This is a genomic window from Nostoc sp. CENA543 (assembly GCF_002896875.1).
In the GTDB taxonomy this organism is placed as follows: domain Bacteria; phylum Cyanobacteriota; class Cyanobacteriia; order Cyanobacteriales; family Nostocaceae; genus Trichormus.
The window spans coordinates 6,172,953-6,198,292 of the sequence record NZ_CP023278.1 but is presented as its reverse complement, the minus strand read 5'-3'; the positions used below and the strand labels follow the sequence as shown (position 1 = coordinate 6,198,292).

General features: G+C 40.6%; 23 protein-coding genes. 10 read left to right on the top strand and 13 right to left on the bottom strand.

The window, feature by feature from the left end; genetic code table 11:
• Nucleotides 1-262 precede the first annotated feature (262 nt).
• Nucleotides 263-1,105 (top strand): hypothetical protein, encoded by an 843-nt coding sequence (locus tag CLI64_RS26000; RefSeq protein ID WP_103139928.1) that lies wholly within the window; start codon nucleotides 263-265, stop codon nucleotides 1,103-1,105.
• Nucleotides 1,106-1,293: 188 nt separating this feature from the next.
• Here CLI64_RS26000 and nadC read toward each other — a convergent pair whose 3' ends face one another.
• On the bottom strand, nucleotides 1,294-2,160 hold the full coding sequence (gene nadC, locus CLI64_RS25995; protein ID WP_103139927.1) for a carboxylating nicotinate-nucleotide diphosphorylase: 867 nt from the start codon (nucleotides 2,158-2,160) through the stop codon (nucleotides 1,294-1,296).
• A 405-nt stretch (nucleotides 2,161-2,565) separates the two neighbouring features.
• Here nadC and CLI64_RS25990 point away from each other — a divergent pair, with 405 nt between their 5' ends.
• The 6 genes from CLI64_RS25990 to CLI64_RS25965 all read left to right on the top strand — a co-directional run bounded on the left by CLI64_RS25990 (nucleotide 2,566) and on the right by CLI64_RS25965 (nucleotide 9,468).
• Nucleotides 2,566-3,570 (top strand): zinc-dependent alcohol dehydrogenase family protein, encoded by a 1,005-nt coding sequence (locus tag CLI64_RS25990; protein WP_103139926.1) that lies wholly within the window; start codon nucleotides 2,566-2,568, stop codon nucleotides 3,568-3,570.
• Nucleotides 3,571-3,789: 219 nt separating this feature from the next.
• Nucleotides 3,790-5,973: a pentapeptide repeat-containing protein gene (locus CLI64_RS25985; protein ID WP_103139925.1), complete on the top strand. Its 2,184-nt coding sequence runs from the start codon at nucleotides 3,790-3,792 to the stop codon at nucleotides 5,971-5,973.
• Between the two features lie 368 nt (nucleotides 5,974-6,341).
• The gene (locus CLI64_RS25980; protein ID WP_103139924.1) at nucleotides 6,342-7,010 is read left to right on the top strand and encodes a phosphoribosyltransferase; all 669 of its coding nucleotides are present in this window, start codon (nucleotides 6,342-6,344) and stop codon (nucleotides 7,008-7,010) included.
• Nucleotides 7,011-7,054: 44 nt separating this feature from the next.
• On the top strand, nucleotides 7,055-7,909 hold the full coding sequence (locus CLI64_RS25975) for a DUF72 domain-containing protein (protein WP_103139923.1): 855 nt from the start codon (nucleotides 7,055-7,057) through the stop codon (nucleotides 7,907-7,909).
• A gap of 64 nt (nucleotides 7,910-7,973) precedes the next feature.
• Nucleotides 7,974-8,609, top strand: a complete 636-nt coding sequence (locus CLI64_RS25970; RefSeq protein ID WP_103139922.1) for a Uma2 family endonuclease — start codon at nucleotides 7,974-7,976, stop codon at nucleotides 8,607-8,609.
• A 418-nt stretch (nucleotides 8,610-9,027) separates the two neighbouring features.
• Nucleotides 9,028-9,468 carry a hypothetical protein gene (locus tag CLI64_RS25965; RefSeq protein WP_103140883.1) on the top strand — a complete coding sequence of 147 codons (441 nt, stop codon included), beginning with the start codon at nucleotides 9,028-9,030 and terminating at the stop codon, nucleotides 9,466-9,468.
• Nucleotides 9,469-9,487: 19 nt separating this feature from the next.
• On the opposite strand, the gene coaE is transcribed toward CLI64_RS25965, so the two are convergent.
• The 7 genes from coaE to CLI64_RS25930 all read right to left on the bottom strand — a co-directional run bounded on the left by coaE (nucleotide 9,488) and on the right by CLI64_RS25930 (nucleotide 16,630).
• A complete protein-coding gene (gene coaE / locus CLI64_RS25960; protein ID WP_103139921.1) occupies nucleotides 9,488-10,081 on the bottom strand; it encodes a dephospho-CoA kinase in 594 nt (197 codons plus the stop codon).
• Between the two features lie 142 nt (nucleotides 10,082-10,223).
• Nucleotides 10,224-11,783: a uroporphyrinogen-III C-methyltransferase gene (cobA, locus tag CLI64_RS25955; protein ID WP_103139920.1), complete on the bottom strand. Its 1,560-nt coding sequence runs from the start codon at nucleotides 11,781-11,783 to the stop codon at nucleotides 10,224-10,226.
• A 79-nt stretch (nucleotides 11,784-11,862) separates the two neighbouring features.
• The gene (locus tag CLI64_RS25950; RefSeq protein WP_103139919.1) at nucleotides 11,863-12,330 is read right to left on the bottom strand and encodes a M48 family metallopeptidase; all 468 of its coding nucleotides are present in this window, start codon (nucleotides 12,328-12,330) and stop codon (nucleotides 11,863-11,865) included.
• A complete protein-coding gene (locus tag CLI64_RS25945; RefSeq protein ID WP_103139918.1) occupies nucleotides 12,320-13,294 on the bottom strand; it encodes a homogentisate phytyltransferase in 975 nt (324 codons plus the stop codon). Before CLI64_RS25945 ends, CLI64_RS25950 begins: the two co-directional genes overlap by 11 nt.
• Before the next feature lie 323 nt (nucleotides 13,295-13,617).
• Nucleotides 13,618-14,046 (bottom strand): anti-sigma regulatory factor, encoded by a 429-nt coding sequence (locus tag CLI64_RS25940; RefSeq protein WP_103140882.1) that lies wholly within the window; start codon nucleotides 14,044-14,046, stop codon nucleotides 13,618-13,620.
• A 3-nt stretch (nucleotides 14,047-14,049) separates the two neighbouring features.
• Entirely contained in the window at nucleotides 14,050-15,723 is a 1,674-nt protein-coding gene (locus tag CLI64_RS25935) for a SpoIIE family protein phosphatase (protein WP_103139917.1), read from the bottom strand.
• 202 nt (nucleotides 15,724-15,925) lie between these two features.
• The gene (locus tag CLI64_RS25930) at nucleotides 15,926-16,630 is read right to left on the bottom strand and encodes a response regulator transcription factor (RefSeq protein ID WP_103139916.1); all 705 of its coding nucleotides are present in this window, start codon (nucleotides 16,628-16,630) and stop codon (nucleotides 15,926-15,928) included.
• 358 nt (nucleotides 16,631-16,988) lie between these two features.
• On the opposite strand from CLI64_RS25930, the gene CLI64_RS25925 reads away from it, so the two are divergent.
• A complete protein-coding gene (locus CLI64_RS25925; RefSeq protein WP_103139915.1) occupies nucleotides 16,989-17,741 on the top strand; it encodes a WecB/TagA/CpsF family glycosyltransferase in 753 nt (250 codons plus the stop codon).
• Between the two features lie 117 nt (nucleotides 17,742-17,858).
• On the opposite strand, the gene CLI64_RS31710 is transcribed toward CLI64_RS25925, so the two are convergent.
• Nucleotides 17,859-18,017 carry a hypothetical protein gene (locus CLI64_RS31710; RefSeq protein ID WP_157943323.1) on the bottom strand — a complete coding sequence of 53 codons (159 nt, stop codon included), beginning with the start codon at nucleotides 18,015-18,017 and terminating at the stop codon, nucleotides 17,859-17,861.
• A 29-nt stretch (nucleotides 18,018-18,046) separates the two neighbouring features.
• On the opposite strand from CLI64_RS31710, the gene ftsE reads away from it, so the two are divergent.
• A complete protein-coding gene (gene ftsE / locus CLI64_RS25920; RefSeq protein ID WP_103139914.1) occupies nucleotides 18,047-18,802 on the top strand; it encodes a cell division ATP-binding protein FtsE in 756 nt (251 codons plus the stop codon).
• A gap of 80 nt (nucleotides 18,803-18,882) precedes the next feature.
• Here ftsE and CLI64_RS25915 read toward each other — a convergent pair whose 3' ends face one another.
• Nucleotides 18,883-19,644, bottom strand: a complete 762-nt coding sequence (locus CLI64_RS25915) for an armadillo-type fold-containing protein (protein WP_103139913.1) — start codon at nucleotides 19,642-19,644, stop codon at nucleotides 18,883-18,885.
• Between the two features lie 453 nt (nucleotides 19,645-20,097).
• Complete coding sequence (locus CLI64_RS25905) at nucleotides 20,098-20,682, bottom strand: hypothetical protein (RefSeq protein ID WP_103139911.1); 585 nt, start codon at nucleotides 20,680-20,682, stop codon at nucleotides 20,098-20,100.
• Between the two features lie 455 nt (nucleotides 20,683-21,137).
• On the opposite strand from CLI64_RS25905, the gene CLI64_RS25900 reads away from it, so the two are divergent.
• Nucleotides 21,138-22,037, top strand: a complete 900-nt coding sequence (locus tag CLI64_RS25900) for an alpha/beta fold hydrolase (protein ID WP_103139910.1) — start codon at nucleotides 21,138-21,140, stop codon at nucleotides 22,035-22,037.
• A gap of 64 nt (nucleotides 22,038-22,101) precedes the next feature.
• Here the strand turns inward: CLI64_RS25900 and CLI64_RS25895 are convergent, their stop codons facing one another.
• Both CLI64_RS25895 and CLI64_RS25890 read right to left on the bottom strand, forming a co-directional pair.
• Nucleotides 22,102-23,139 carry an anthranilate phosphoribosyltransferase family protein gene (locus CLI64_RS25895; protein ID WP_103139909.1) on the bottom strand — a complete coding sequence of 346 codons (1,038 nt, stop codon included), beginning with the start codon at nucleotides 23,137-23,139 and terminating at the stop codon, nucleotides 22,102-22,104.
• A 152-nt stretch (nucleotides 23,140-23,291) separates the two neighbouring features.
• Nucleotides 23,292-25,169, bottom strand: a complete 1,878-nt coding sequence (locus CLI64_RS25890; protein ID WP_103139908.1) for an iron uptake porin — start codon at nucleotides 25,167-25,169, stop codon at nucleotides 23,292-23,294.
• Between the last annotated feature and the right edge of the window lie 171 nt (nucleotides 25,170-25,340).

Genomic DNA, 25,340 nt, shown 5'->3' with positions numbered 1-25,340 from the left:
TTAGCAAAGTTACCTTGGTAGACTACTTAGGCTTTTGTCGATATGTGAGGTTTCACATTATCCATACTTACTAGTCGATATAGTGTATTATTTTTAACAGTGCGATTAGATGTTTACTAAGGCTTTGTGATAATAATTTGCTACAGTTAGTATTTTAGGTTGCAGGAACATAAAAGTGAAGATTTATATAGATATATCTCTTTGTTTTGTATCCCTAAGCAACCAATATCACCTGACTATAATTAATTTTAGTGAGAACTACATGGCAATTTTACTAACCACACTCTATACACAATGTAAACCTGAGCGCGCTCAAGAATTTTTAACTTGTCTGGAGAGAAACCTTGCACATCCTTACATTGAGGCGGTGAAAGTTTTTTTAGAACTAAAAGAAGATTCAGATTATGGTTACTTGGATGGATTTTCCCACGACAAATTAGAAATCATTCCTGTGCATCATCGTTCTACTTATGCTGAATTGATCGAAGTGGCAAATAATTGGGGAAACGATAAAGTAAGCATTATTGTTAATGGTGATATTTACTTTGATGAAAACAGTGCTTTAGAACGTGCTGAAGATATTACTAAAGAAGAATTTTGGACTATATCTCGATATGAACCAACCAAAGATGGTGGTTGGAAACTTTTCCATATTGCTGCGGCTGGCGCGCATGACTGTTGGATTTTTAGAACACCACTAGCTCCGTTTAAAAATAATTACCAACTCGGTATTCAAGGTTGCGATTTATTCCTAGCGCAACGAGCAATTGAGGCAGGCTTTAAAGTCTTAAATCCATGTCTTAGCATCTTTCCCCGACATTTGCATCAAGTAGCAGGAGTACGGAATCATAAACTTGATCCGATTCGCAAAACTAATTATTGGCATGATCCAGAATATGCTCCATTGGGTACGCAAACTTATAGCCCAAAACCTTGTTCGCTCGAACACCGAGCTTATCTCTCAACTCGTTCACCAATGTATGTAGGTATGAGTTTAGTGGGACGTTGGTTATTGCCCATATACAGATTTGAGCCTATCAAAAATAAACTCGATGCTTTAAGAAGATATGTACGCACACAGAATACGAAAGCAAAAGTAAAATAGGTGATTCTTTCATCAGGAAAAACTCATGAGGAAACAGTCTCTCTTTGCCTATGTTTCCTCCTTTACAGATGAAAATATCTGCCGAGTCGGCTTAGTCTTAATGGTGCAAACCTCATAAAACTCATCTATGGGTAAATTGCGATCGCCTACTCTGTGGCTTTTTTGGGGTGTGGTTCATTCATTTGTGTTTAAGACATTTTCATACTCAAGTCTAACCATTTCGATTGCGTGATTGGTGCGCTGCTAGAAATATAGTCAACACCTGTTTTAGCTACAGCGCGAATAGTTTCTAAAGTTACGTTTCCAGAAGCTTCGATTTTGACTCGTTTATCGTGTTGGCGAATCAATGTTACGGCTGTGTGCATCATGTCTAAGGGCATATTATCTAACATGATGATGTCGGCTTGATGCTCCAAAGCGGTTTTCACTTGGTCTAAATTTTCAGTTTCTACTTCTATAGTCAAGGGATAGGGAATTTTGGCGCGAATTTTCGTAATGGCTTCTGCAATTCCCCCAGCCGCCGCAATATGGTTATCTTTAATCATGACTGCATCGTCTAACCCCATACGATGATTAATTGCGCCGCCTACAGATGTGGCGTATTTTTCCAAAAGTCTGAGTCCTGGGGTGGTTTTGCGCGTATCTACCAATTGAGCAGGTAAATCAGCTATTTTGTCAACATATTGATGGGTGAGGGTGGCGATTCCGCTTAGACGCATTCCCAAGTTTAATGCGACTCTTTCCCCCATGAGTAAAGCATCTAATGAACCGTGAATTTCTGCGATTAACTGTCCTGGTTCACAAAATGTTCCTTCATCAACTGTCATGACAAAGTTCACTTTGCTATCCAATAGCTGAAATACTCTAGCGGCTATCGGTAAACCGGCGATGACTCCTGGTGCTTTCGCTATCCATTTTGCTTTACCTGGGGTGACATCTGTGGTTAGTAGACTATTTGTAGTGCGATCGCCTCTCCCGATATCTTCTAGCAACCAGCTTTGCAATAGCTGATCTAACACAATCAATGGAGGTAGCACAGCATTTAAATTACTCATAGGAGCGAATTAAGGAAAAAGGTAAAAGGCAAAAGGTAAAAGGTCAAGTTTTCTCTTTGTAGATACCCAGATTCTTGAATATATCGGGGTTGTAACTGCTCGGTAGTAAAATTTACCTTACAAGAAATTCATCATATCTTGACCAAAAAAATTCTGTTACCAAAACTGTTACGAGTACGCCGTACTTGGGTAGGTACTCTATCATGATATTTAGTTAAGCTCCTCACACCACACTAAAAACCGTGAAACTATGTGTAGTTATAGTTTCGCGGTTTTTTTTTGATGATTGAATAGTAGTCTGCTGGTCATAGATCCTCAACTTTTTCAAAAAGTCGGGTATCTCAACAACAGCAACCTGACAAAATCAATCGGGTGGAGTATTAGCTTCAAATCGGAGGAAACATCGTGAAAGCAATCTTGATGACAGCCGCAGGTAGTCCAGAGGTTTTGCAATTACAAGAAGTACCAAAACCCACAACATTAGGTAAGACAGACTTGTTAGTCCGCCTCGTAGCAGCTGGAATTAACCCCATTGATACTAAGGTACGTCAACGAGGCACATTTTACCCTGAGCAAATGCCCGCCATTTTAGGGTGTGATGGTGCAGGTATGGTAGAAGCTGTAGGTAAGGACGTAAAACGGTTTCGTCCTGGTGATGCAGTCTATTTTTGTAACGGTGGCTTGGGCGGACATCAGGGTAATTATGCTGAGTACACTACTATAGATGAACGCTTCGCCGCCCATAAGCCGAAGTCTTTAAGCTTTGCAGAAGCCGCCGCCGCGCCTCTGGTTTTAATTACTGCTTGGGAAGCATTGTATGAGCGGGGACGACTAGAACCAGGGGAGAAAGTTTTAATTCATGCGGGTGCTGGTGGGGTTGGCCATGTGGCGATTCAACTGGCGAAACTCAAAGGCGCGACTGTCGCCACTACCGTTAGTTCCGAAGAAAAGGCGCGCTTTGTCAGACAACTTGGTGCTGATCATGTGATTTTTTATCGTCAAACAGATGTGGCTCAAGCTACTTTAGATTGGACAAATGGCGAGGGTGTAGACTTAGCTTTTGATACGGTAGGGGGTGAAGTATTTTCCCAAAGTTTTCCGGCTGTGCGCGTTTATGGTGATCTAGTCACAATTCTTGAACCCAAGGCTGATACTGTGTGGAGAATTGCCAGAAATCGCAACCTCCGCGTCAGTTTTGAATTAATGCTGACACCGATGTTACAAGGCTTAGTAGAAGCACAACAGCACCAGGCGGAAATTTTAGCAGAGTGCGCCGACTGGATTGATCAAGGGAAATTGAAAATTCACGTCAGTCATAAGTTACCTTTAGAAGCTGCACATCAAGCCCATCAGTTAATCGAGAATGGTGGAATTACGGGTAAAATCGTGCTGTTGATTGGTAATGAGTGAGGGGACTGGGGATTGGGGACTGGGGACTAGGAATTTTAGATTTTAGATTTTGGATTTTAGATTGAATCCAATCCAAAATCGCCAATCCCAAATCCAAAATTGAAAGGCTGGGGATTGGGGATTGGAAGGTGGAATTGATTTCCTAACTCAGCACTCATTACTCATTACTCATTACTCATTACTCATTACTCAGCACTCACAACTATATAGAATTGCTCCATGTTCAAGCCTATATGGAATACTTTACTAATTATTTTTTATGCTTTCTTATTATTATTTACTCCTTTACCAGTAGAGGCAGCAACTATACAACCTGAACGCACAAGTCTAACTTTAGAATTGTTGCAAGAACGATTACATAATCCTACTCTCAAAGAGGGTAATTTAACTGTAGATTTGCGGGGGATGGTAATTGATTTGCGTCCAGAAAATGCTAGTTTTCGGGATGCTTTTTATCAATCATTGCGAAAAGAATTGCAAAAAAATGGGGCTAAACCATTAGGGTTAGATTTAAGTTATTCTTTGATTCAAGGTGATTTTATAGGCAGTGATTTAGGTTTAAGAACGCCTTTGTACGCTCAGGCGATCGCGCCGATTTTCAATGCTACAGAAAAAGCACAACTTGAACAATTGCGTTTAGCTTGTTTGCAATCTTTAACGGTAACTTTAATTAATTCTAAAGATTGTCGCTCATTACTCGATACTGAGTCAACGGCATCTAGTGAGGTGACAGTTTTTCGCGGTAATTTAATACTAGAACAAACTCGGTTTAATGGCGAGGTGAGATTTAATAATACGTTTTTTCTGCAATCTTTAAATGCAAAAAATGCTGTCTTTCTCCAGCCGATAAACTGGAGTGAAGCCAGATTCAGCCGTCCTGCGAGTTTTGATAATGCTAGTTTTCGCCAGGCTAGTAATTTTCGCGGTAGTGTTTTTTTCGATAGGGCGAATTTTAAACAAGCACAATTCCAAGATGTTACTAGCTTTTATGGTAGCTTATTTGTAAAAACTGCTAACTTCAATCAAGCTATTTTTAAGCAATTAGCTAAATTTAATCATATCGAATGGCAAGGTAATGCAAACTTTGCTGGTGTGAAGTTTAGTAATCAAGTGCAGTTTGCTAAGGCTAATTTTAATCAGTCTTTATCTCTTAAAGAAGCTGCTTTTGATCAAGCTGTGATTTTTCGCGAGGTGTTTTTTAATCAGCCTGTAGATTTACGAAGTGCTAGTATCCTCAATCAAGCTGATTTTAGTGATGCTATATTTGCTAATTCGGCATTGTTAAATGTGGCGGGACTGACGTTTAACTCGAATCAAGCCAAAATTTTAGGTAATCCTGGACGAATTGGTAAAATATTTAGTGTCCCGACATTACAGGGGAATCAAAGTGTTTTGCGAAATTTAGTGCAGAATTTTCGTCAGCAACAACAAGTGATTGATGCTAATCAAATAGAGTACACTAGACAAAGATTAAAATTACAAGAGTTAACCCATGAATTATGGGGAATTAATATTAATAATGCGCCTGTAAGTAGTTTGATGAAATTGGGTTTTTCCCAAACACAAGCAGAAGCGATCGCCCAACGTCGAATTACTCAACCATTCCGCAATCGTAACGAACTATTAACCTTAGCAGAAATCGATTTAGCCACCTATAATCAACTAAGCGATCGCCTAGTTGTGGCTGAATCTTTAGCTGTGGGTAATTGGTTACTCTCGGCTTGGGGTTGTTTGTCTTTGACTGTATTGTTACTTTTAAGCGGCTATGGGACAAATTTTTGGTTAGTTTTTGGTGTGGGAGGAATGGCGATCGCGTATTTTGGTGTACTATTTTGGCTAGTTGATCGCTATCGTCGTTTACATCCCGTCCCGATTATTCCCACCTATTACGAAACCGTCGCTATTTTCATTAGTTTTAGTTGCATTACGTTCTTTAGTTTATTAGCCATCTTCCGCAACACAGACCAACCTTGGCTAACTCTGGGATGTCTAGGAATTATTATCATCCCTATCCCAATGATTTTACTGATTCGCCTTTATCAACAAGGCCGCTATCACGATTTAATGAATGTTTCTTATTTAACGGAAGACGGGACATTTCGCCAGTTGCGTCTATTAATTGGTCGTTTACCAGTGATTCCTAGAAATCAAGTCTTTCGGGAAAGATATATGTCTTTATTATGGGATAGGCGTTGGAATTGGCTAAACTATTATGACTTTAGTTTGAATAATTTAGTCAGGTTAGGATTTAACGATATTCGCCTCAGAGACCAACACCTACCAGGAATTATTTCCACTTTAGCTTGGTATCAGTGGAGTTTGGGCGTATTGTATATCACCTTGGTTTTATGGACACTCTCCCGTACAATTCCTGGCTTGAATTTGTTGATTTATCTGAAGTAGTGATGAGAGGGAACAGTGAACAGAAGAGAAGGGTTGTATTTAATCTGCCATAGCATTCATAAATCATTCGTGAGAAACAAGATCCCCGACTTTTTTGAAAAGTCGGGGGTATCGACACCGTGAATTATCACAAATTATATAGGACTGCCATAGCAGTTAAAATTTGTCTCAGATCAGCCATTAATAGCCAATGCTGTGTAAGAGTTGAACAATAAAACAGAACTCAGGAGTTATTTTTTAGTTGGTGTTAGTATCATCTCTCAAAAAACCAATATAAGAAATATTTTTGATGGAAAATTTTTCAAGCTAAAATCCAAAACTTAAAATGCTTCTGACTTCTACCTTTTTCATCAACAAGGTATAACAATATGCGTCAGAAATTTCGCGATCGCACTGAAGCGGGAAAACTATTGGCTGCTAAATTAACAGCATACTCTCACCATGATGATGTTCTCGTCCTAGCATTACCTCGTGGTGGTGTACCTGTAGGGTATGAAGTAGCTAAACAATTGAACGCGCCTTTGGGTATTTGTTTAGTCAGGAAACTTGGTGTACCGGAACATAGGGAATTGGCGATGGGTGCAATTTCTATGGGGAAAGTGCGGGTGATTAACCAAAATGTGGTGGATTTGTTGAGTATTTCCCCAGCAACTATTGATAGTGTTGCAGCGACAGAACAACTAGAACTCAATCGCCGCTATCAACTGTATCAAGGCGATCGCCCGTTACCAAAGATCCAAAATAAAACTATTATTTTAGTGGATGATGGCATTGCGACCGGTGCAACTATCAAAGCTGCGATCGCTACTATTAAACAGCAACAACCACGGGAGTTAATTGTGGCTGTTCCTGTCGCTGGAATCTCCACCTGTGAAGAATTAGCACGAGAAGTAGATCAAGTTGTCTGTGTGCTGATGGTAGAGAATTTATATGCGATCGGTATTTGGTATGAAGATTTTGCTCAAACCACTGACACAGAAGTACGCTCACTACTAACAAAATCTATGCAACACCACCACAATGTTATTTACAATTAGGGGGAAACACTGAACATATTTCAGAAGTTATTTTTTCCTAGCTTGTGAATTTCTTAATTGGTTGTGCTGTTTGGTCATATAAAGGTTGGGTAGGTGAACTTTTTCCCCCAAAAACTCGTGCTGCGGATTTTCTCAGTCTTTACAGTCGTCGCTTTACCACAGTAGAAGGTAACACAACTTTCTACGCCATACCCAATGCGGAAACTGTTAGCAGATGGGCGACACAAACTCCCCCAGGCTTTGAGTTTTGTTTGAAGCTACCACGGGAGATTACGCACAAAGGATTGCTAGAACCTTATATTCCGGCTGCTTTAGAGTTTTTAGCCGGAATGCGCCCTTTAGGTCAGCATCTTGGCCCTATTTTCGCTCAATTACCGCCCAGTTATCCCCCTACATTAATCAACGATTTAGCTAAATTTTTAGAAGCTTGGCCACGCCAGGAATCACCGCTAGCATTAGAGGTGAGACATCCCGACTGGTTTCAAGAACCTCACAGCAGTCAGCTAACTGCAATGTTAGAAACTTTAGGTGTGGGTAGGGTGATTTTAGATTCCCGCCCCATCTACACTGGAGATGATGACCCCCAACTAGAATCAGAACGACGCAAACCCAAACTTCCTGTACAATTTAGCGTCACTGCACCTTTTAGTCTGATCCGATTTATTTCCCATCCCACATTGTCAGTCAATCAGCCATTTATGGAAGAATGGGTAAAACAGATTCAGCAATGGTTGCAATCGGGAGTGAAAATTTACTTCTTCGTTCATTGTCCCCTAGAAGAGCGATCGCCTAACACAGCCCGTCACTTTCAACAGTTATTAGAACAAAACTCTGTCCCAGTTCCTCCCCTACCTTGGAATCTACTAGACTCGCCACCCAATCAATTGAGTTTATGGTGATAATTGGTGTAAATCAGGATGGATGACAAAAGGTAAAGTTATTTTTTGAGACAAAGGTGAGATTATGACCCAATCTTTGCCAAAATTACTGACATTTGATGAATTTATCGAATGGTATCCCAACGATGGTAAACGCTATGAATTACGTAACGGAGTAATATTTGAAATGCCACCTCCAAACGGAGAACATGAAAAGGTTGTGGGATTTATAGCCCGTAAGTTAACTGTCGAATTTGATCGCCTGGATCTTCCTTACACCATACCTAAAACTACATTAGTTAAAACTCCTAGTGCTGAATCTGCTTATTCACCTGATGTATTGTTGTTAAATCTAGATAACCTCAGCAACGAACCACTTTTTCAGAAGCAATCAACAGTCAGTCAAGCTGCATCTGTACCATTGGTGGTTGAGGTTGTATCGACTAACTGGCGAGATGATTATTACAACAAATTTGCTGATTATGTTCGCGTAGCGTCTCGAAGAGAAGAAATGGGTATTCCTGAATATTGGATTGCTGATTATGCTGCTTTGGGGGCTAGGAAATTTATCGGTAATCCTAAACAACCAACTATTTTTGTCTGTAATTTAGTCGATGGTGAATATCAAATGACTCCGTTCCAAGGTAACGCAGTGATTAAATCACCTACCTTTCCTCAATTAAATTTAACTGCACAGCAGATTTTTGACGCAGCTAAATAATTCGATAAAATCAGTATATTTATTTAAGTTTTTAATTACTACTGATACCGATAATTTCAATAATTTCTACCTTGATTTCTTGAACAAATACATAAATTTTTAGCAGTGGCTTAAACAGAAATTTTTTGGTCTGAGATTATATCCCATTAGACACTTTCTATATATTAAGCTTTATAAAATCATGATTTTATGACTTTGGGAATATATTTCATTAAGGATAAGCAAAAAAGAGTAATAATAGTGATCACAAGCGTTTTTGATCAACACTTATTGAGCTTATTTTCTAATAGGGGGTAACACCCCTCTTGTCAAAATCACCAAAAAGTTAGCATGAAACACTGCGGTTGAACTCATATTCATGGGTTCAATATTGCTGTGGCTGATCACTTTTCAAGCTTCTACATCACAGGAGGTGCAGATGAGTCGTCTTATCTATGAAAATTCTGTTTCATATAAGGGATATCTCATCATTCCATTTGTTTTTGGCAAAGCAGATAAGTATGAAATTTATTCGTATAAACTGTTGTCAGAAATTGGGCGTAAAAGTCACTTACATAAAGCAGAGAATCCTGCACAGATTTACGGTAATAGCACTGGTAATATCGTAGAAATTGCCAAGGAACATCTAGATAAAAATGCAGATTTTGTGAGTGAACGTGACATTTTCCAATCTCGCTATGTCTATCGTCGCAATTTAATTATCCTCTTCCATGAAAATGGTAGGTACTTCTACGATCATTACCCACCAGAATTGTTAAATAATATTGCTGCTCCCAAATTGTTCAAATCAGAGTATGAATGCTTAAAGTGGGTTAAGCAAGGACTAGACGGACAATATTTAGGTCAAAGAGCAGGTTAAAAATAATCATGGGTAATTTCTAATGGGAATTACCCATGATTATTTTGTCGATTTGTTTTAATAAATCTGCTAAACTGCCGGAATTATCCAAGACAAAATCAGCTTTAGCGGCTTTTTCTTGTAAAGATAATTGACTATTAATCCTGGCTGTTGCTTGTTCTGAGGTTAACTGACTACGTTCCATTAATCTTTGTAATTGCTGTAGTTCCGAACAAGTCACCACCCAAATTTCTGTAACTAAATCAGTCATTTGGGCTTCAAATAATAAAGGTATGACTAAAACTATTGTTGATGTAGAAGATTGATGAATAGCTTGAACGAAGCGATCGCGCACATAGGGATGAATGATACTATCTAGCCATTGGCGTTCGGTGGGATGGGAAAAAATAATTTCTCCCAACCGAGAACGATTTAGACTACCATCAGCCAGTAATATTTCTTGACCATGACGCTGGGCGATCGCATTTAAAATAGGTGAACCGGTAGCTACTGCATCCCTAGCATAGATATCTGCATCGAAAACAGGTAAACCATAGACGTTCGCCAAATAATTGGCGACAGTAGATTTACCCGTAGCAATACCCCCAGTTAAGCCGATAATGTGGTTAGTCATTAGTCATTAGTCATTAGTCAACACTTAGGGATTTCCAGAAAATCAATTATCCAATTTCAGAGAGAACACATCGTTCTTTTTCCCCCTGCCCCCTGCCCCTCTGCCTAAACAGTGATAGTATATTTTTTAAGTTGGAAGTTCCTTAAAAGTTTTCTACCCATTTGACTAAGGCTAGACTTAAGCCATCTAATGTATATTCTGCTGCTTCTACATCGACTCTGCCAAACAATTCATGACAGGTTTTAGAAGTTTGGGGGCCGATAGAAGCAATGCAAACTCCCTTCAAAGCATTGACTACATTACTTGTAAAAATTGTGTCTACCAATTGATAGAAAAATTGTACAGTTTTAGAACTGGCAAAGGTAATCGCATCGACTTCGCCATTTTTTAAAGCGGATGCGGCGACTGGTGGGATACTACTAGGACAGCATGACTGATAAGCTGCTACTTCTGTAACTACTGCGCCTTTAGCGTTGAATTCCTTTACTAACACTTCCCTACCACCGCTTTCGACTCTGGGAAAGAGTATCTTTTTCCCTGGAAGTGCTTCGGGGAAGGTTTCTATTAGAGAGTCAGCGACAAAATTGGGAGGAGTAAAATCTGGTTGGAGTCCCCGTTGTTTGAGACATTGGGAGGTTTTTTCCCCGACAACAGCAATTTTTACCCCAGCTAAAGCACGGCTATCTTTACCTTGAGTTTGCAATCTGCCAAAGAAATAATCTACAGCGTTGGTAGAAGTCAAGATTAACCAGTGAAATTCCGATAAATTATCAATTGCTGTATCCAAACCTTCCCAACTAGAAGGAGGTGCAATTTCTAAAGCTGGCATTTCGATGACTTTAGCACCATAGGAGGTGAGGCGATCGCTAAATTGACTTGATTGTCCAGCCGAACGGGTGACTAAGATAGTTTTACCAGCCAAAGGTAAGTTACTAGACATAGCTTGGAGACGAGAATTTTGATCATTTGAAGATATTGTCTCAGGTTGTAGGTAATTACGTAGCCCCACAACTTCCCCAACCACAATGACAGCCGGTGACAGCGATAAACCAGCCGTTTGTTCTAAAATATTCCCCAGTTCACCAGCCCAAATCTGTTGATGTGGTGTGCCAGCCCAACGGATAATTGCTATGGGTGTAAGATGCGATCGGCCATTGCGTCGTAATTGATGGACAATTTTTCCCAGGTTTTTACCACCCATCAAGATTACTAGCGTCTCTAACCTTGACAAAGCTTCCCAGTCTAAAACTTCTGTTTCGTGTGCTGTGAAAACTGCAAAGCAACGACTCATCACAGGATCTGTCAAAGGAATTCCCGCTAACAAAGGCGCAGCTAAAGCTGAGGAAATTCCAGGAATTACTTCAAAATCACACCCGTAAGTTTTTAAAGCTTCGATTTCCGAGGTACAGCGTCCAAAAATAAACGGATCACCTGATTTTAACCTGATAACTTGTTTACCAGCTTGACAATGGTGGACTAGTAATTGATTAATTTCTGCTTGCGGTGTACTAGGTTTTCCTCCGCGTTTTCCCACATCCAGCTTTAAGCAATGAGGCGAAACACACTCTAATAATTGTTCATCTACAAGGGCATCATAAATTAAAACCTCAGCCTCAGCCAAAAGATGATGCGCCTTTACCGTTAAATAGGCGACATCCCCCAACCCCGCACCTACAAGATAAACTTTTCCTGTGTTAGTCATTAGTCATTAGTTATTAGTCAATAGTCATTAGTCATTAGTTTTTAAGGATTGATGACAATTAGTAATTCCGTATTTTTCTTTAGCTTAATTTATGACTCATTTTCTCTAATAATTGAGCAATCCTTTGGGCTTTTTCTGGTTGACGCTGTTTTTGGAAGAGTTCTTGAGATTTTTGGAGATTGGTTGTAGCTTCCTGTTGTTGATTTTGCAACATTAAAATATTGGCTAGCCTCAAATAACCTTCAGGATTTTTAGGACTACGTTGAATGACTTGTTGGTATAAATCTTGGGCTTCTGCAACTTTATCCTGCGCTTTTAAGACATCACCTAAAAATAGGCGCACCACATCATTAGTAGAATTGATGTTAATTACCTTGCGAAAAGCGGCTTCTGCGCCTGGATAGTCTTGCTGTTGATAAAGACTCACACCTTGCTGGAATAAATTGGCAGTAATTAACGTTTTGACGGCAAAATAAATCAGCAGAATAATGGCAATAGTGACTACAAAAATTGACAAAACATTGGTTGTTTGCAAATTATTGAACATAATTTTTTGCTAAAAGACAGGCTATGGGAAACATTAAATATTCTAAGAAAAAAAGCTTCCAGATAAATTGATAAAATTGAGCGATCGCTTTTTTGTCTTGTAAGTCTACGGCTAAACTCCGCACCCACATCCAACACAATACTACTAAGTGCGAAATCACCAAAAATCCTGAGTTAATTAACTCTACACGCAACACACCAGCTATCACTATACCCAAATAGCAAACAGTCAGTATCCACAGTGCCAAGTTAAAGACAGCTTGTGAACCTAATTGAATAGTAAAAGTTGTGATATTGTAGAGGCGATCGCCTTCTATATCGGGGATGTCTTTAAAAATGGCGATCGCTAGAGTAAACACCAAAATAAATATAGTTAATATCCATACTGCCAAAGGAATAAATTGATTATTTTGTAGTACCCACCAACTAAAATGCAGAAACAACCCTAAATTTACGATAGTTCCCCGCACTGAGAAAATACACAATGCAGCCCAAAACGGAAATCTTTTTAAGCGAATAGGCGGTAAAGAATAAGCTGTACCAATTGCTAAACTCAAACTCACCATTCCCAATAAATAAGGGCCATTTAGCCAGGCTACAACCAAAGCTAAAATCCCCATAGTGGTCACAATCAATTGTGCTTGTCTGCGGGTAAACTCTCCTGAAGCCAAGGGGAGATGAGGTTTATTAACCTTATCAATCTCTACATCTTCTAGTTGATTTAATCCCACAATATAAACATTGCCACATATACAAGCTACCCACGTACTCAAAACAGGTATGATTTGAGCCACTGCAAAACCAGTAGAACTAATTGCGACAGCGATTAAATACAAACCCAACACACTTAAACTTGTACCAATAATGGTATGTGGCCGGGAAAACTTCCACAAAGCATAAAGCCACTGGAAAGGGGAAAGCGATTGTTTCGTTGGCGAAGGACTATTTCGAGAACTCTGGGTCATAATTAGCTAGTTAAGTAGATATTCTGGCTGTTGACTAATGACTAAATATAAAAATACCCTGTTCTAGTCAGTGGAACAGGGTTTAATTTGGGGTAATTATTAATTATTTATCTCTATGTAGCTAAAGAACGGAAATCCTTATTGTTTAGTGTATAAGATATTGTTTCAGTTGAAAGTTCTCTCTTCCTCCGCAGTCGCTAAACTTGGAAAGACCCTGTCCCTTTGAGACGCTTTGCATTTGCAAAGCGTCTGGTTGGCGCAACCTCCCTTAAAGAAGACCACGCTGTTCTCTGTTCCCTACTGTACATAAATAAACGAAACTTTTAGCTATTAGCGAGTTCTGGGATAGTAGCTTCCAACTTGAGACAGTTAGCACCATCAACTTGTAATTGATATTCCACCTTATCCATTAATCGATTCATAATTAGCCACCCGTAACCACCTTCTTGTTTATCTACTGGATTGGGCGGAAAATAAGTAGCTAAGTCAAAGCCAGTACCGTAATCCCACACTTCCAAAGAAATATCTCTGCCCTTGAGTTCCAAACGTAGCAAAATAGGTATATTCGACTGCTCCTTGTGAGCATGACGAACTACATTTGAGTAAGCTTCTACCAATGCTAGACGCAGACGACTGGACTGTCTTGACCAATCCACAGACTCACCCAATTGTACTTTTAAGCATCCCAGCAACCAATTTTCGACGATACTTAAATAATTTAAGTCACTTGGTACGTGCAGCTCACTTTTCATCATTTACAAAACCTCCAGAGAAAGTATAGTTTGATCATCTTCTTGCACGGGGTTATCTGCCTGGATGCGAGCTAGTAAATGGTTCAAAGACAATGGTTGTGGTTCTTCCTGTAATATTTGCCACAAACCGTCCTGTTTCAGCATAAAACGACTGGCTGGGAGAGTGCCACCCACTGTGTCAACGGTTAATGTTGGTTTATTTGATACCATTGCTTCCGTGATTCCATCACTAGCTAGCAATAATGTGTCTCCAGATGAGAGAACTAAACGACCTGACTGGGCTTGCCAATCAGATAAAATTCCTAAAGGAATGCCACGAACTTTCAGATACTTTGGTTGTTCTACTACAGTGGAATGATTTGACCAAACTAATGGATAAATATGTCCAGCATTGGCATACACCAGTTCCCTGGTAGTGGGAGTAAAACAAGCTAAAACAAGTGTAATAAAGCAATTGTTGCTAATTAAGTCATTACATAAAGCCTGATTGAGATTGTGTATAACTACGTGAGGATCAGCTGGTGTTTCCTGAGATAATTCCCGCCGCAAGACGGAAATAGCACTAGCCATAAATAAAGCAGCTGGGACACCTTTTCCAGAAACATCCCCTACCGCTAACCATAAGTCTCCTTTAGGGTGGACAAAGACTTCAAAAAAATCACCACCTACCTCTCGTGCTGGATAACAGCACGCTTGTAACTTCGCGCCTTTAATATCTGGTAGGCTTTGGCGTAGTAGGTTGTTTTGAATTTGACGCGCCACTTCTAACTCAGCTTTGATTTGCTCTTGCTTTTCTTGCAGACGTTGGTAAAGTTTGGCTTGTGAAAGAGCTAAAGCTGCTTGTTCTGCTACACCTGTAATCAGTTGAATTTCTTCATCATGCCAAGGTTCATCTTGACCAAACTGATATAGAGCCAGCACTGCTAACAAGTCTTGTTGGTAAGATAGGGGGACAACCAAGTAGTTACAGTATTTTTCTTCGTATATCTCTTGAGCAAATTGATGTTGATGAGTTGCCAGAACCTTCTCAATGAGAAGAGTAGGGTCAAAAGCCTGATGGGGAAAAGAATTAACTGAATTTTGGTATGAGAATTGATTAGCTAAAAGCAGATCACCTTCTACGGGTTTAAGTAGACAACCTGTAGCATCAAAAGTTTGCCCTATGGTGGCGACAATCTTTTGTAGCATACTCTCATAGTCCAACGACTCACGAATGGCCGTTGTGACTGCGTTAAATAAAGATTCTCGTCTTAAGGCTCGACGTAACTCTTGAGTACGTTTTTTGACAATGCGATATGTCTCGGTGGCCTGCTCAACTATAACTTTTAGGCGTTCTGGATTCCAAGGTTTAGTGATGTATTTGAAAACTTGGCCGGAGTTAATTGCATCCACCAAATCTTCGACATCGGTAAAACCCGTCAGTAAAATCCGAATGGTGTCAGGAAATCGCTCTACTGTATGACTAAGAAATTCTGTACCATTCATTTCTGGCATTCTTTGATCAGAGATAATGACTGCCATTTCTCCTTCTTTTTCCAGAATTGCCAATGCACTGCGGGCATGATTGGCTTTATATACTTGAAAATCTCGCCTAAAAGTACGGTAGAGTAAATCTAAGTTATCTGGCTCATCATCTACGACCATGAGCTTAAGTTTTTCTACCCTAGTTTCCGTCATATTGACTTTTATTTACAGGTAAAGAGTTGGCGAGACAGTAAAATTGCCATCTCACCAAATTGCTAAAAATCCTGAAAAAGCTAACTTTTTCAGCACAATTATTATTTCTACGAGTATAACTTTACTCTTAATTTTCTGTACCCTTATATTTAACTTCAGAGTTCTGAAATTGGCAATTGTGGTAATTAATCACAGATTAAAATTAACCGACTAATCCAGAACGTAAGGCACGGACTGCTGCTTGGGTGCGGTCATCAGCGCATAGTTTGTTCAAAATGTTACGCACATGGGTTTTGACCGTTCCGACAGTAATGTAAAGGCGTTCGGCAATAACTGCGTTACTACAGCCTTCTACAATTAACTGTAGAACCTCTAATTCTCTTTCTGTGAGGATGTAAGGGTCTATAGTTTCTGTGTTGTCTGTAGAATCTGGGTTTGAAGCTAGAAATTGGCGGTCTGTCTTTGGGGGATTTTGTTGTGCTTGTTGTAACACAATTCTGGCGATCGCCGGATCAATCCAAGCGTTGCCATTGTAAGTAACCCTGACAGCTTCCAATAAATTATCAAACTTAACATCTTTCATACAGTAAGAGTCAGCCCCAGCCGCAAAAGCCGCTAAAACAGCCTCCTTATTGTCTTGAAGTGTAAGAATTAGCACTTTTGTTTCTAGCTCTTTGCCATTAGCTGTGGCTTTTAACTCCCGTGTTAATTCAATGCCATCTTTATCAGGTAAACCAATATCGACAATTGCAATATCAGGTTGTACCATTTTTAACATATTCAATCCTTCAGCCGCATTAGCAGCTTCTCCTACAACTTCTATTCCTTCCTTTTGCGATAAAGCTGTACGAATACCTACACGAGTCAGGTCGTGATCCTCAATCAGCGCAATCCGAATTTTACTCATAGTCAACTTCTACCCGTTACGCTACCTTAACTTTAAAACTGAGTTTACGGACAAGACTTAAATAAATACTGTGTAAATAATTGTGTCTGCCAATAATATACTTGTCACTAAGTATCTAATCATCTCAACGGATGGAATTCTTTTCCATTTTGGCAACGATCACTGTGTTTTGATGAATTATAAGCTGTTTTTATAACCCGTTACGACTAACAAAAATGACACCGCCTATAGGTTAGTTTTCCGCAGATGAGTATTTTACACAGTTGAATTTGGCTCAGAAACTCCCAGACACCTATTAAAAAATTTGATAAACTATCGTTCTAGATCATCTGGTGTGAGACTAATTAAGAGCAAGGCTATGTTTCAAGCCCCTAAAGAGTTTTCGGTTTTGGGAATGCCTGTCCATGTGATGGACAACTATCCCAGTTGGTTGCTAAATTGCTGGCAATACAACCAAGGCACTCATGTCATCACCCTGAATGCAGAAATGACCATGCAAGCACAGCAAAATCCCACTTTAGCAAAAATCATTAAAAGTGCGGATTTAGTCATTCCAGATGGTGCAGGAGTAGTTCTATATTTACGTTGGCTACTGTGGCAAAAAGTTAATCGTTGTCCAGGAATTGAATTGGCTGAAAAGCTGTTATGTGCTGTAGGACAACAACAAACAGACAAAACAGTATTTTTCTACGGTGGCGCGCCTGGAGTAGCCGCAACAGCAGCAGAGTTTTGGCTGCAAAAAAGTCCTGGGTTGAATATAGCTGGTACATACTCTGGCTACCACACTCCCGAAGAAGAACAACAACTCAAACAAACCCTAGCCCAACTGCAACCGCAGATAATTTTGGTAGGGTTAGGAGTACCACGCCAAGAATTATGGATTTCCCAAAACCGCCATTTGTGTCCCCAGTCTATTTGGATTGGTGTAGGTGGAAGCTTCGATATTTGGTCAGGGACAAAATCTCGTGCGCCGTCGTGGTTGGCTGACAACAATTTGGAATGGCTATATCGGCTTTATCAAGAACCTTGGCGTTGGCGGCGGATGTTAGCTTTACCGCAGTTTGCAGTGAAAGCCTGTATTTATCACTTGACGGCTAAGAGTGCGACTTGAGGATAGATTGGGGACTGGGGACTGGGGACTGGTGATTAGGGATTGGGGATTGGGACAAGGTAGACAAGGTGGACAAGGTAGAGTTTATTTCTCAACCTACTACTGACTACTCATTACTCAGCACCGGCTAAACGCCGCGCTACCGCTAACAGCACGGGCTAAACGCCCCGCTACCGCTAACAGCACTCCTAACTTAAATGGTGCGAAAAATTTGAAATATTCTGTGTGAGATTTGTGATTCCTAAGTATTTCTTGGGAATCATTGTTTTTAGTCAACAGTCATTAGTCAAAAGTAGCATTAATCAATGCCTGTATTAACAACGCCCTTAACTACTGAAAATTCTCAGGATGGTGAACAGCAACATCTCGATGGTGGTAATGGTCACATAGTAAAGTTACTGTCTGTGACTAAAACCTATGGTAACGGCTGCCATGCTTTACTAGATGTCAGTTTAGAGGTAAGAAAGAAAGAATTTTTATTTGTTACTGGCCCTAGTGGTTCGGGTAAGTCAACGCTGTTAAAGCTTTTGTATGGTGAAGAGTTGCCTACACAGGGAGAAGTAATTGTGAGTGATTGCAATGTTTCTGATTTGCGGGGCGATCGCTTATCATTATTACGGCGCAAAATTGGCATTGTGTTTCAAGACTATAAACTGATTCCTCAGCGCACAGTGTCAGAAAATGTCATGTTTGTTTTGCAAGCACAAGGTTACACTCGCAAGGAAATTCAACGCCGCTTAGAACCTACATTGAAACTGGTAGGTTTACTTTCTAAGGCGGATTGTTTTCCTGATCAACTTTCTGGCGGTGAACAACAGCGAGTCAGTATTGCACGGGCAATTGTGGGGACACCACCTCTAATTTTGGCTGATGAACCTACAGGTAATCTTGATCCTGACAACTCCTGGCAGGTGATGCAAATTCTACAAAAATTAAATTCCTTTGGGGCAACTGTGATTGTCACTACACACGACGAACAATTAGTACGTAGGTGTAATCAACCAGTGGTACAAGTTCGTAACGGTAAACTATATAGGCAATCAATTAAAAAAGGTAAATAATAGTGGGGAATGGGGCATTGGGCATTGGGCATTGGGCATAGTTTTGAACTTCGCCCTTATACCCTTACACCCTTACACCCCTAAATAGAAGCTCGTTCTTTGACTTTAGTTACTAAAGGCCTGAGAGTTGGTAAGGGCGTAGATAATTGCGATCGCTCGAAAGTTTGTAAACTCTCAAAGGCTGCTTCGCGAATTGCGGTTTCTTCTTCTCGGCTCAAGAGAAAATGTAAACATTGCACGATATCTTGCTGTAGTGCAGGGTCAAGTTTATAGCGGTTGACTATTTTAGTTAAGCGACGAACGGCTATTAAACGTTTGATTGCATCGGGTTCTGTGAGGTCAAGTAGCAACTTCTCAAAATTGTCTGCTTCGCGGTGGCTGTAAAAATTGACAATTTGCCAGACTAATAAAATTAAAGTTAATAAAGTTCCTAGACCTTGGACAATAGTTCCAGCAGCTATCCAATGACTATGAGAATCAGCCCAAATCGCTGCCGCCATATAGGTGCTGAGGGTAGCGATTCCACCACTGCTGACGGCTAGGATTAGCTGGCGGTTGGGACTGTTGAGAAATTTTTTGATTTCTTCCCAAGGTAATTGAAAATGCCATTTGTGCATTGAGTGGACTATTAACATGATGCTAATCCCAACTAGCAATGCTAACAGTAATTTCCAGTTCCACAGCAGCATAGCAACAAGCAATGTCAAAAAACCGAGAATTGCTCCTGGTTCTGAGAGACGTTGCATAGTTCGTTGCTTAGTGGCTTTGGTTTTCAACTCTGGAAGCAGCCTCTCAGGTATATGGTTGATCAATTGCTGCCAAGAAGATACAGCCTTTGCCACAGTGTTTACCTACCTACTTACAAAATACATATATTGATTGCACTCAGTATGGTGAAGTTAGCCAGTCAAGCAATTTTAGATTTTAGATTTTGGATTTTGGATTGACTATCTTCTCTATGAGAGGCTGTGCCAACGTAGCAGACACAGCACAGCTAGTCTTACAGACTTGCCGCAGAATGTAAAATCTAAAATTCGGAGGGTCAAAGAAAGCTGAAATTTTCAGCATATCTTACATGGTCACTTTACCTTTACTCAGTAATATAAATCGAATATCAATATTACTCTATAAGCTTATCGGTGCTGAAGTCGGAAAAACAGGTTTTACTACCGAATTTTTGAGTTTTGGGTATAAAAATAATATTGAATGTATTCTTAGGCACTTAGGTATAACAAGAGGCAAATTTGACTGCCAGATGCTCCAGGTGTCTTTCTCCTACACCCATTGGCAGTGATTTAAAGACAAAAACGAAATTCATCAATGGTAAATTGACCATCGAAAGCGCAGAAGGTGATGGAGTGAATATTTTTAGCAGCAACAGACAATAGGATGTTGGGGGATAAGGACGAATCGGAGTTAGCTAGATTTGCGCTAGGTAAAATACTTTGGCAGAGTAATTGGCGATCGCGATCATAAGCTGAAAGCACTAATCTTTGTGAGCTGGTGACACTCGCACTCACCCAGTTGACCGGTTGTAAGAAAGTGGCTTCTAAAAATCCACCTTTGGGAGAACCCATTAATGCTGTTGATCCTAGTTTGGTAGGAAAGGCGGGGTTAGAAGGTTGTATGGCGATGGAGTTCTGAAAAATCACACCCCATTGCTCGTATTGATGCTCCACTACTTCAAAGCATTTTAAATCTTCTAAGTTCAAACAGATACAAGTCGGTACGTCTACAGTAAAGTGTGCAGTCGCCTCTTCTAATTGACTGCGCCTGGCTGAAGCTATGATTTGATTCTGCACATCAAACTGCTCGACTCTACATACATCGGGTTCAAGTTGTGACACTTGCTCTGATTGGAGAGTTACCTGCTTACCCACAATTCCCTACCTTACCATTAACCAGAGAAACACTATCATGAGCTAGATACATCACAGCGATCGCCTTAACCCTTGTTGCTGATGATGTACAGCCGTCCTTAACGAACGCTTTGACTCTTTTAAGAATAACAAAACTATCCGTAAGTTTTCTGTAGACTATCACAAAAAACCCACCGCCAAGTATTGTCTAAGTAATACTATTTACCAAAATTAAAACTAAGGAAACCTTGCTTTATGGTGTTTTTAGGCAAAATAACCTTTTAGACCGAAAAAATAAATACTGAATCTTTACAACTAAACTAGTGATTTCACATCTACTTAATCTGACGCTAGCCAGAGGTTAGACAATGATTGTTTAAAGATAATGGATGGGGACTGGGGACTGGGGACTGGGGACTAGGAAAGCCAAAACCCATCCCTATTGACTATTGACTATTGACTATTGACTAAAAACTATGATTCAACCACAGGGATTTGAACAACGTTCAATCATGACATCGCTGGGGAAAATGGCTTACTACACTTCCACTGGCGCACTTTGGCAAGAAAACACCTCTAAAACGACTGGAAAAGAAACTTTAGTGTTTTTACATGGCTTTGGTGGTGGTTCTTCTGCTTATGAGTGGTCAAAGGTTTATCCAGCTTTTGCGGCGGAATATCGCATTCTCGCACCTGATTTAATTGGGTGGGGTCAATCTGAGCATCCAGCGAGAAATTATACGATTGATGATTATTTGACGACGATTCGGGAATTTTTTGAGCAGACTTGTACAGAACCGGTGAGTGCGATCGCGTCTTCCCTGACAGCCGCATTTACAATCAGAGTGGCAATTACCCATCCCAATTTATTCAAATCGCTAATTCTGGTAACACCTGCGGGACTTTCGGATTTTGGCGAAGACTATTCCCGCAGCTTGTTTGCTCAAATCGTCAGTGTGCCGATTGTTGACCGCTTACTATACAGCACGGGGATCGCTACTAGCGGCGGCATTCGGAGTTTCTTAGAACAGCGACAATTTGCCCAATCTAACCGAGTTTACGAAGAGATTGTGCAAGCCTATCTCACATCAGCCCAACAACATAATGCTGAGTATGCAGCCTTATCTTTTGTGAGGGGTGATTTGTGCTTTGATTTATCACTCTACATTCAACAATTGCTAACTCCCACCGCTATTATTTGGGGACAAAAGTCCCAATTTACCGGGCCAGATATAGGCCGCCGCCTAGCAGAGAAAAATCCCCAAGCCATCCGCGCGTTTCAACCTCTAGAAGACGTAGGTTTAACACCACAATTAGAACTACCATCTGTCACCATCGGTCTAATTCGCCGATTTTTAGCATTGCTGAATGAATAAGGAATGGGGCATTGGGAATTAAATGAAAATCTCCCTTGTCCCCCTTGTCCCCAGTCCCCAATCCCTAATGACTATTGACTAATTCCCGCAATTTCTCCGCAACTACACCAGTAGTCAGTAATTCTTTAGCTTTAACTATACCAGCTTGCATATTGCTACAAATTCCACTGCGCCAGAGGTAAAATCCTCCATTCCATAGGGCTGTTTGCATGAGTTCGTTGGGTTTTCCCGCCAATACATCCTGCATCTGGGCTAGTAATTCTGCGGTGGTGTTTAGGGGTACATTTTTGGTGGTGAAGCCGTAATCATGGGGTGAAAGTAGTAATCTTTCTATGTCTTCGGGTGGTTGAGATAAGGCGATAATAGCAGTGCGATCGCGCGGTAAATCACAACTGCCTTCTAGTCCTTTAACCAAGGTAAACTTTGTTACTCCTCTTAGTTCCAAGGCTGTTTGAAACATCCCTTCTGTGGGTGGATGGACAAACCCCGCCACAACATGATTATCGCCAGCATATGGACACCAAATTAATTCCATTGTGGCAAAGGGTGGACGTTTCCCTAATTGGTCACGGTATTCCCAAATACTGCTATTTAAAGGAAAATGCTGTGGTGTATAAACAAAACCAATGCCTGTTTTCTCTAGGATGGCTTGGGTGCTTGCTAGTGAGAGGCTAGTCCAATCGACTCCTAAACCTTGCCAAATCTCTACTAATGGTAAACCGTATTTGGTGGGGAGGCGATCGCCGCCGTGCATGATGACTGGTTGACCTGCTGCGGCGAGGATCAGGGCTGTGATAGGGCTGATGGGTGCTGTTCTGGTTCTACCATCATATGGTTGACCAAGTACCATAACTGGGTGTTTAGAGGTAATTGCCGACAGTTTTGGCCCTAGTTCCTCATAAGCATCTAACATTCCCGCTAATTCTTCTCCTGTGGGACGTTTGATGCGATGGGCAATCAAAAACGCACCGATTTGGGCTGGTGTAGCTTCGCCCAATAACATCATTTTAGTGGCAGTGGCAGCTTCTGCACGAGTTAAACTCTCGCTGGTATGATTGCCACTGCCTACTTTTTTCAGCAGATCCCTGAATACAATGCTCATAAAACGTAGATGGTCAACAGTCAATGGTCAACAGTCAATAGTCAAGCTTGATACTGGGTACTATTGACAGTAGACATTTGACTAATCATAGCTTTAAGCAGGCGATCGCTGTTGCTGCAACATAGCTGAGATAAAATCTCATCCATGTATTGTTAAAAAGTGAAAGTTGTACGCAATACCCCTACAGTTGTGGTGTCATTGTTGCTATTACCTTCTGGGTTAAATAAAATAAACGCCCCTGGGGTAATACTGACATTATCGCTAACTTTCAGGCGGTAATAGGCTTCTAAGTGGTAAGGAGTAGCCCGATTTTCACCTTCTGGGGTAAGTGAAGCTCTGCCACTAGCGTCAACACGGTGGAGTGGTTGACCAAAAAGAATCCCCGCCGCATTTCCTTGTTTGAATAAGTCTCTGAAGTGAACCCCTACCATCCAACTAGTAAAGTTAGTGGAAGCGTCTACACTATTTGAGGAATCATCGACAAATAACGCTGCGCCATAACCAGATAAAGCTATCTGGGGAGAGAATCGCCAAGTTACCGTTCCCCCGACAGAATTTAGTTGGACTGGTGTTCCCAAAGGTACGCCAGCTAAAGCACCGATATCATTTCTGATTAATCCTGTGCCTAGAATATTGATTTCATGATAGCTATGGGAGTAATTTAAACCAATATCTAAATCACGACTGGGTTTGAAGGTTAACTGAGCAGCAATTACACTACTACCACTAAATAAGCCGCCACCTAATGGTGTATTAGAAACGTCTGGGGCGACTTCGTTGGGAGATTTTTCTGGGAGATTAGCATTGACACTGCCATATAAAGCTCTCAAATCCAAACTTGGGGAAATGCTGTAAATAAATCCAGCCGCCGATGCTAAACCAGAACCGGAAGTTCCCCCAGAGACGCGTAACACAGGATTTAATCCGCCAAAACGGGAAATGGATTCTTGTCCCTCTCCATAAAAGGGTGTAATTGCTGGAAAAGCATCGGATGTTTCAGCCGCAGTCCCCGCAAACAAAGTTAACCTATTGCTAACGGGGAAGATATAGAGCAATTTATAAAGTTCAAGATTATTTGCCCCAACGTTTGACAAATCCTTGACGTTAAGTCCTGGAAACTGTGGCTCGAAACTAGTCCGCGCACTACTAGCACTGAGTAAATCAGAAGATAATCCTAAACTATTTTGTAAGCTACCTTGACCAGTTACTCCACCTAAAAAATTGTGGGCTTGTAAGCCGGTAATTAATAAGTCTTTCCCTGTGAAGCTAGTGGTCAGATTTAACCGCACTCGATTCACTAAGATGGGGTTGGGGTCACTTCTCCCAGACGCACCACCAGTAGCAGCAAGAGCAGCAATAATGACTTCTCCATTTAATTTAGTAGTAGTAGAAAACTGATTGGCCTCTAGTTGTGCAGTTCGACCTTCTAAGGCATCTACTCTACCTCTTAATGTTGCCAATTCCGCCGCAAATTGTTCTTGCAGTTTTTGCAAGGTGGCTAAATCTTCTTTTTTAACTAAATCGGCGGTTGCAGTAGCTATTAATTCGTTGATGCGCTCTAAACAAGCATTTAAACCGGCGGCGAATTCATAGCGAGTCATGGCACGATTGCCACGATAGGTCAAATTTGGATAGCCTGCAATACAGCCGTAACGCTCAACTAGAGATTGTAAGGCTTGAAACGCCCAGTCAGTAGGTTGTACATCAGATAATTGAGATACAGATGTGACTTGTGCAAATGTGTCTGATGCTTGCTGAGGTTGTGCAGAATTAATCGCAGAATCTAATTCTGTATCTGCATTGTTTTGTTGTGCTTGTGCTGAAGATAAGTCTTGCTGATTAGTATTATCTGTTAGTAGTAATTCATCAGCAATAATTGTCTCTGAATTAGTTCTATTTATACTATCTTTAGTGTTGGCTAATTTTTGGTCGTTAAGCTCTGAATTAGGGATGGCTTTAACGGGCAAAACGCCAGAAATTAACCATAATAAAATTACTCCCCCAGAAGAAGCAAGCAGATGTTTGTTCATGAGTGATTCCAAGATGTATGCAGTCAAAAAGCCTGATTTAATGTTATTGATAAGTAAATCCAAAGTCCGTTGATCAAGTTAATCTAGTTAGGTTTTCACTTGATTATTTCTACATGATTCTGGCTAAATTCACTTATCAAAGCATTAGTTACTAATGCAAGTATTAACTAA

Excerpts from the sequence above, each read along its gene's own strand:
- CLI64_RS25980 (WP_103139924.1), top strand. The coding sequence starts at position 6,342 with ATGCGTCAGAAATTTCGCGATCGCACTGAAGCGGGAAAACTATTGGCT.
- ftsE (WP_103139914.1), top strand. The coding sequence starts at position 18,047 with ATGCCTGTATTAACAACGCCCTTAACTACTGAAAATTCTCAGGATGGT.
- CLI64_RS25930 (WP_103139916.1), bottom strand. The coding sequence starts at position 16,630 with ATGAGTAAAATTCGGATTGCGCTGATTGAGGATCACGACCTGACTCGT.
- CLI64_RS26000 (WP_103139928.1), top strand. The coding sequence starts at position 263 with ATGGCAATTTTACTAACCACACTCTATACACAATGTAAACCTGAGCGC.
- CLI64_RS25940 (WP_103140882.1), bottom strand. The coding sequence starts at position 14,046 with ATGAAAAGTGAGCTGCACGTACCAAGTGACTTAAATTATTTAAGTATC.
- CLI64_RS25890 (WP_103139908.1), bottom strand. The coding sequence starts at position 25,169 with ATGAACAAACATCTGCTTGCTTCTTCTGGGGGAGTAATTTTATTATGG.
- CLI64_RS25895 (WP_103139909.1), bottom strand. The coding sequence starts at position 23,139 with ATGAGCATTGTATTCAGGGATCTGCTGAAAAAAGTAGGCAGTGGCAAT.
- CLI64_RS25970 (WP_103139922.1), top strand. The coding sequence starts at position 7,974 with ATGACCCAATCTTTGCCAAAATTACTGACATTTGATGAATTTATCGAA.
- CLI64_RS25985 (WP_103139925.1), top strand. The coding sequence starts at position 3,790 with ATGTTCAAGCCTATATGGAATACTTTACTAATTATTTTTTATGCTTTC.
- CLI64_RS25950 (WP_103139919.1), bottom strand. The coding sequence starts at position 12,330 with ATGTTCAATAATTTGCAAACAACCAATGTTTTGTCAATTTTTGTAGTC.
- CLI64_RS25965 (WP_103140883.1), top strand. The coding sequence starts at position 9,028 with ATGAGTCGTCTTATCTATGAAAATTCTGTTTCATATAAGGGATATCTC.
- nadC (WP_103139927.1), bottom strand. The coding sequence starts at position 2,160 with ATGAGTAATTTAAATGCTGTGCTACCTCCATTGATTGTGTTAGATCAG.
- CLI64_RS25900 (WP_103139910.1), top strand. The coding sequence starts at position 21,138 with ATGATTCAACCACAGGGATTTGAACAACGTTCAATCATGACATCGCTG.
- CLI64_RS25935 (WP_103139917.1), bottom strand. The coding sequence starts at position 15,723 with ATGACGGAAACTAGGGTAGAAAAACTTAAGCTCATGGTCGTAGATGAT.
- coaE (WP_103139921.1), bottom strand. The coding sequence starts at position 10,081 with ATGACTAACCACATTATCGGCTTAACTGGGGGTATTGCTACGGGTAAA.
- CLI64_RS25945 (WP_103139918.1), bottom strand. The coding sequence starts at position 13,294 with ATGACCCAGAGTTCTCGAAATAGTCCTTCGCCAACGAAACAATCGCTT.
- CLI64_RS25925 (WP_103139915.1), top strand. The coding sequence starts at position 16,989 with ATGTTTCAAGCCCCTAAAGAGTTTTCGGTTTTGGGAATGCCTGTCCAT.
- cobA (WP_103139920.1), bottom strand. The coding sequence starts at position 11,783 with ATGACTAACACAGGAAAAGTTTATCTTGTAGGTGCGGGGTTGGGGGAT.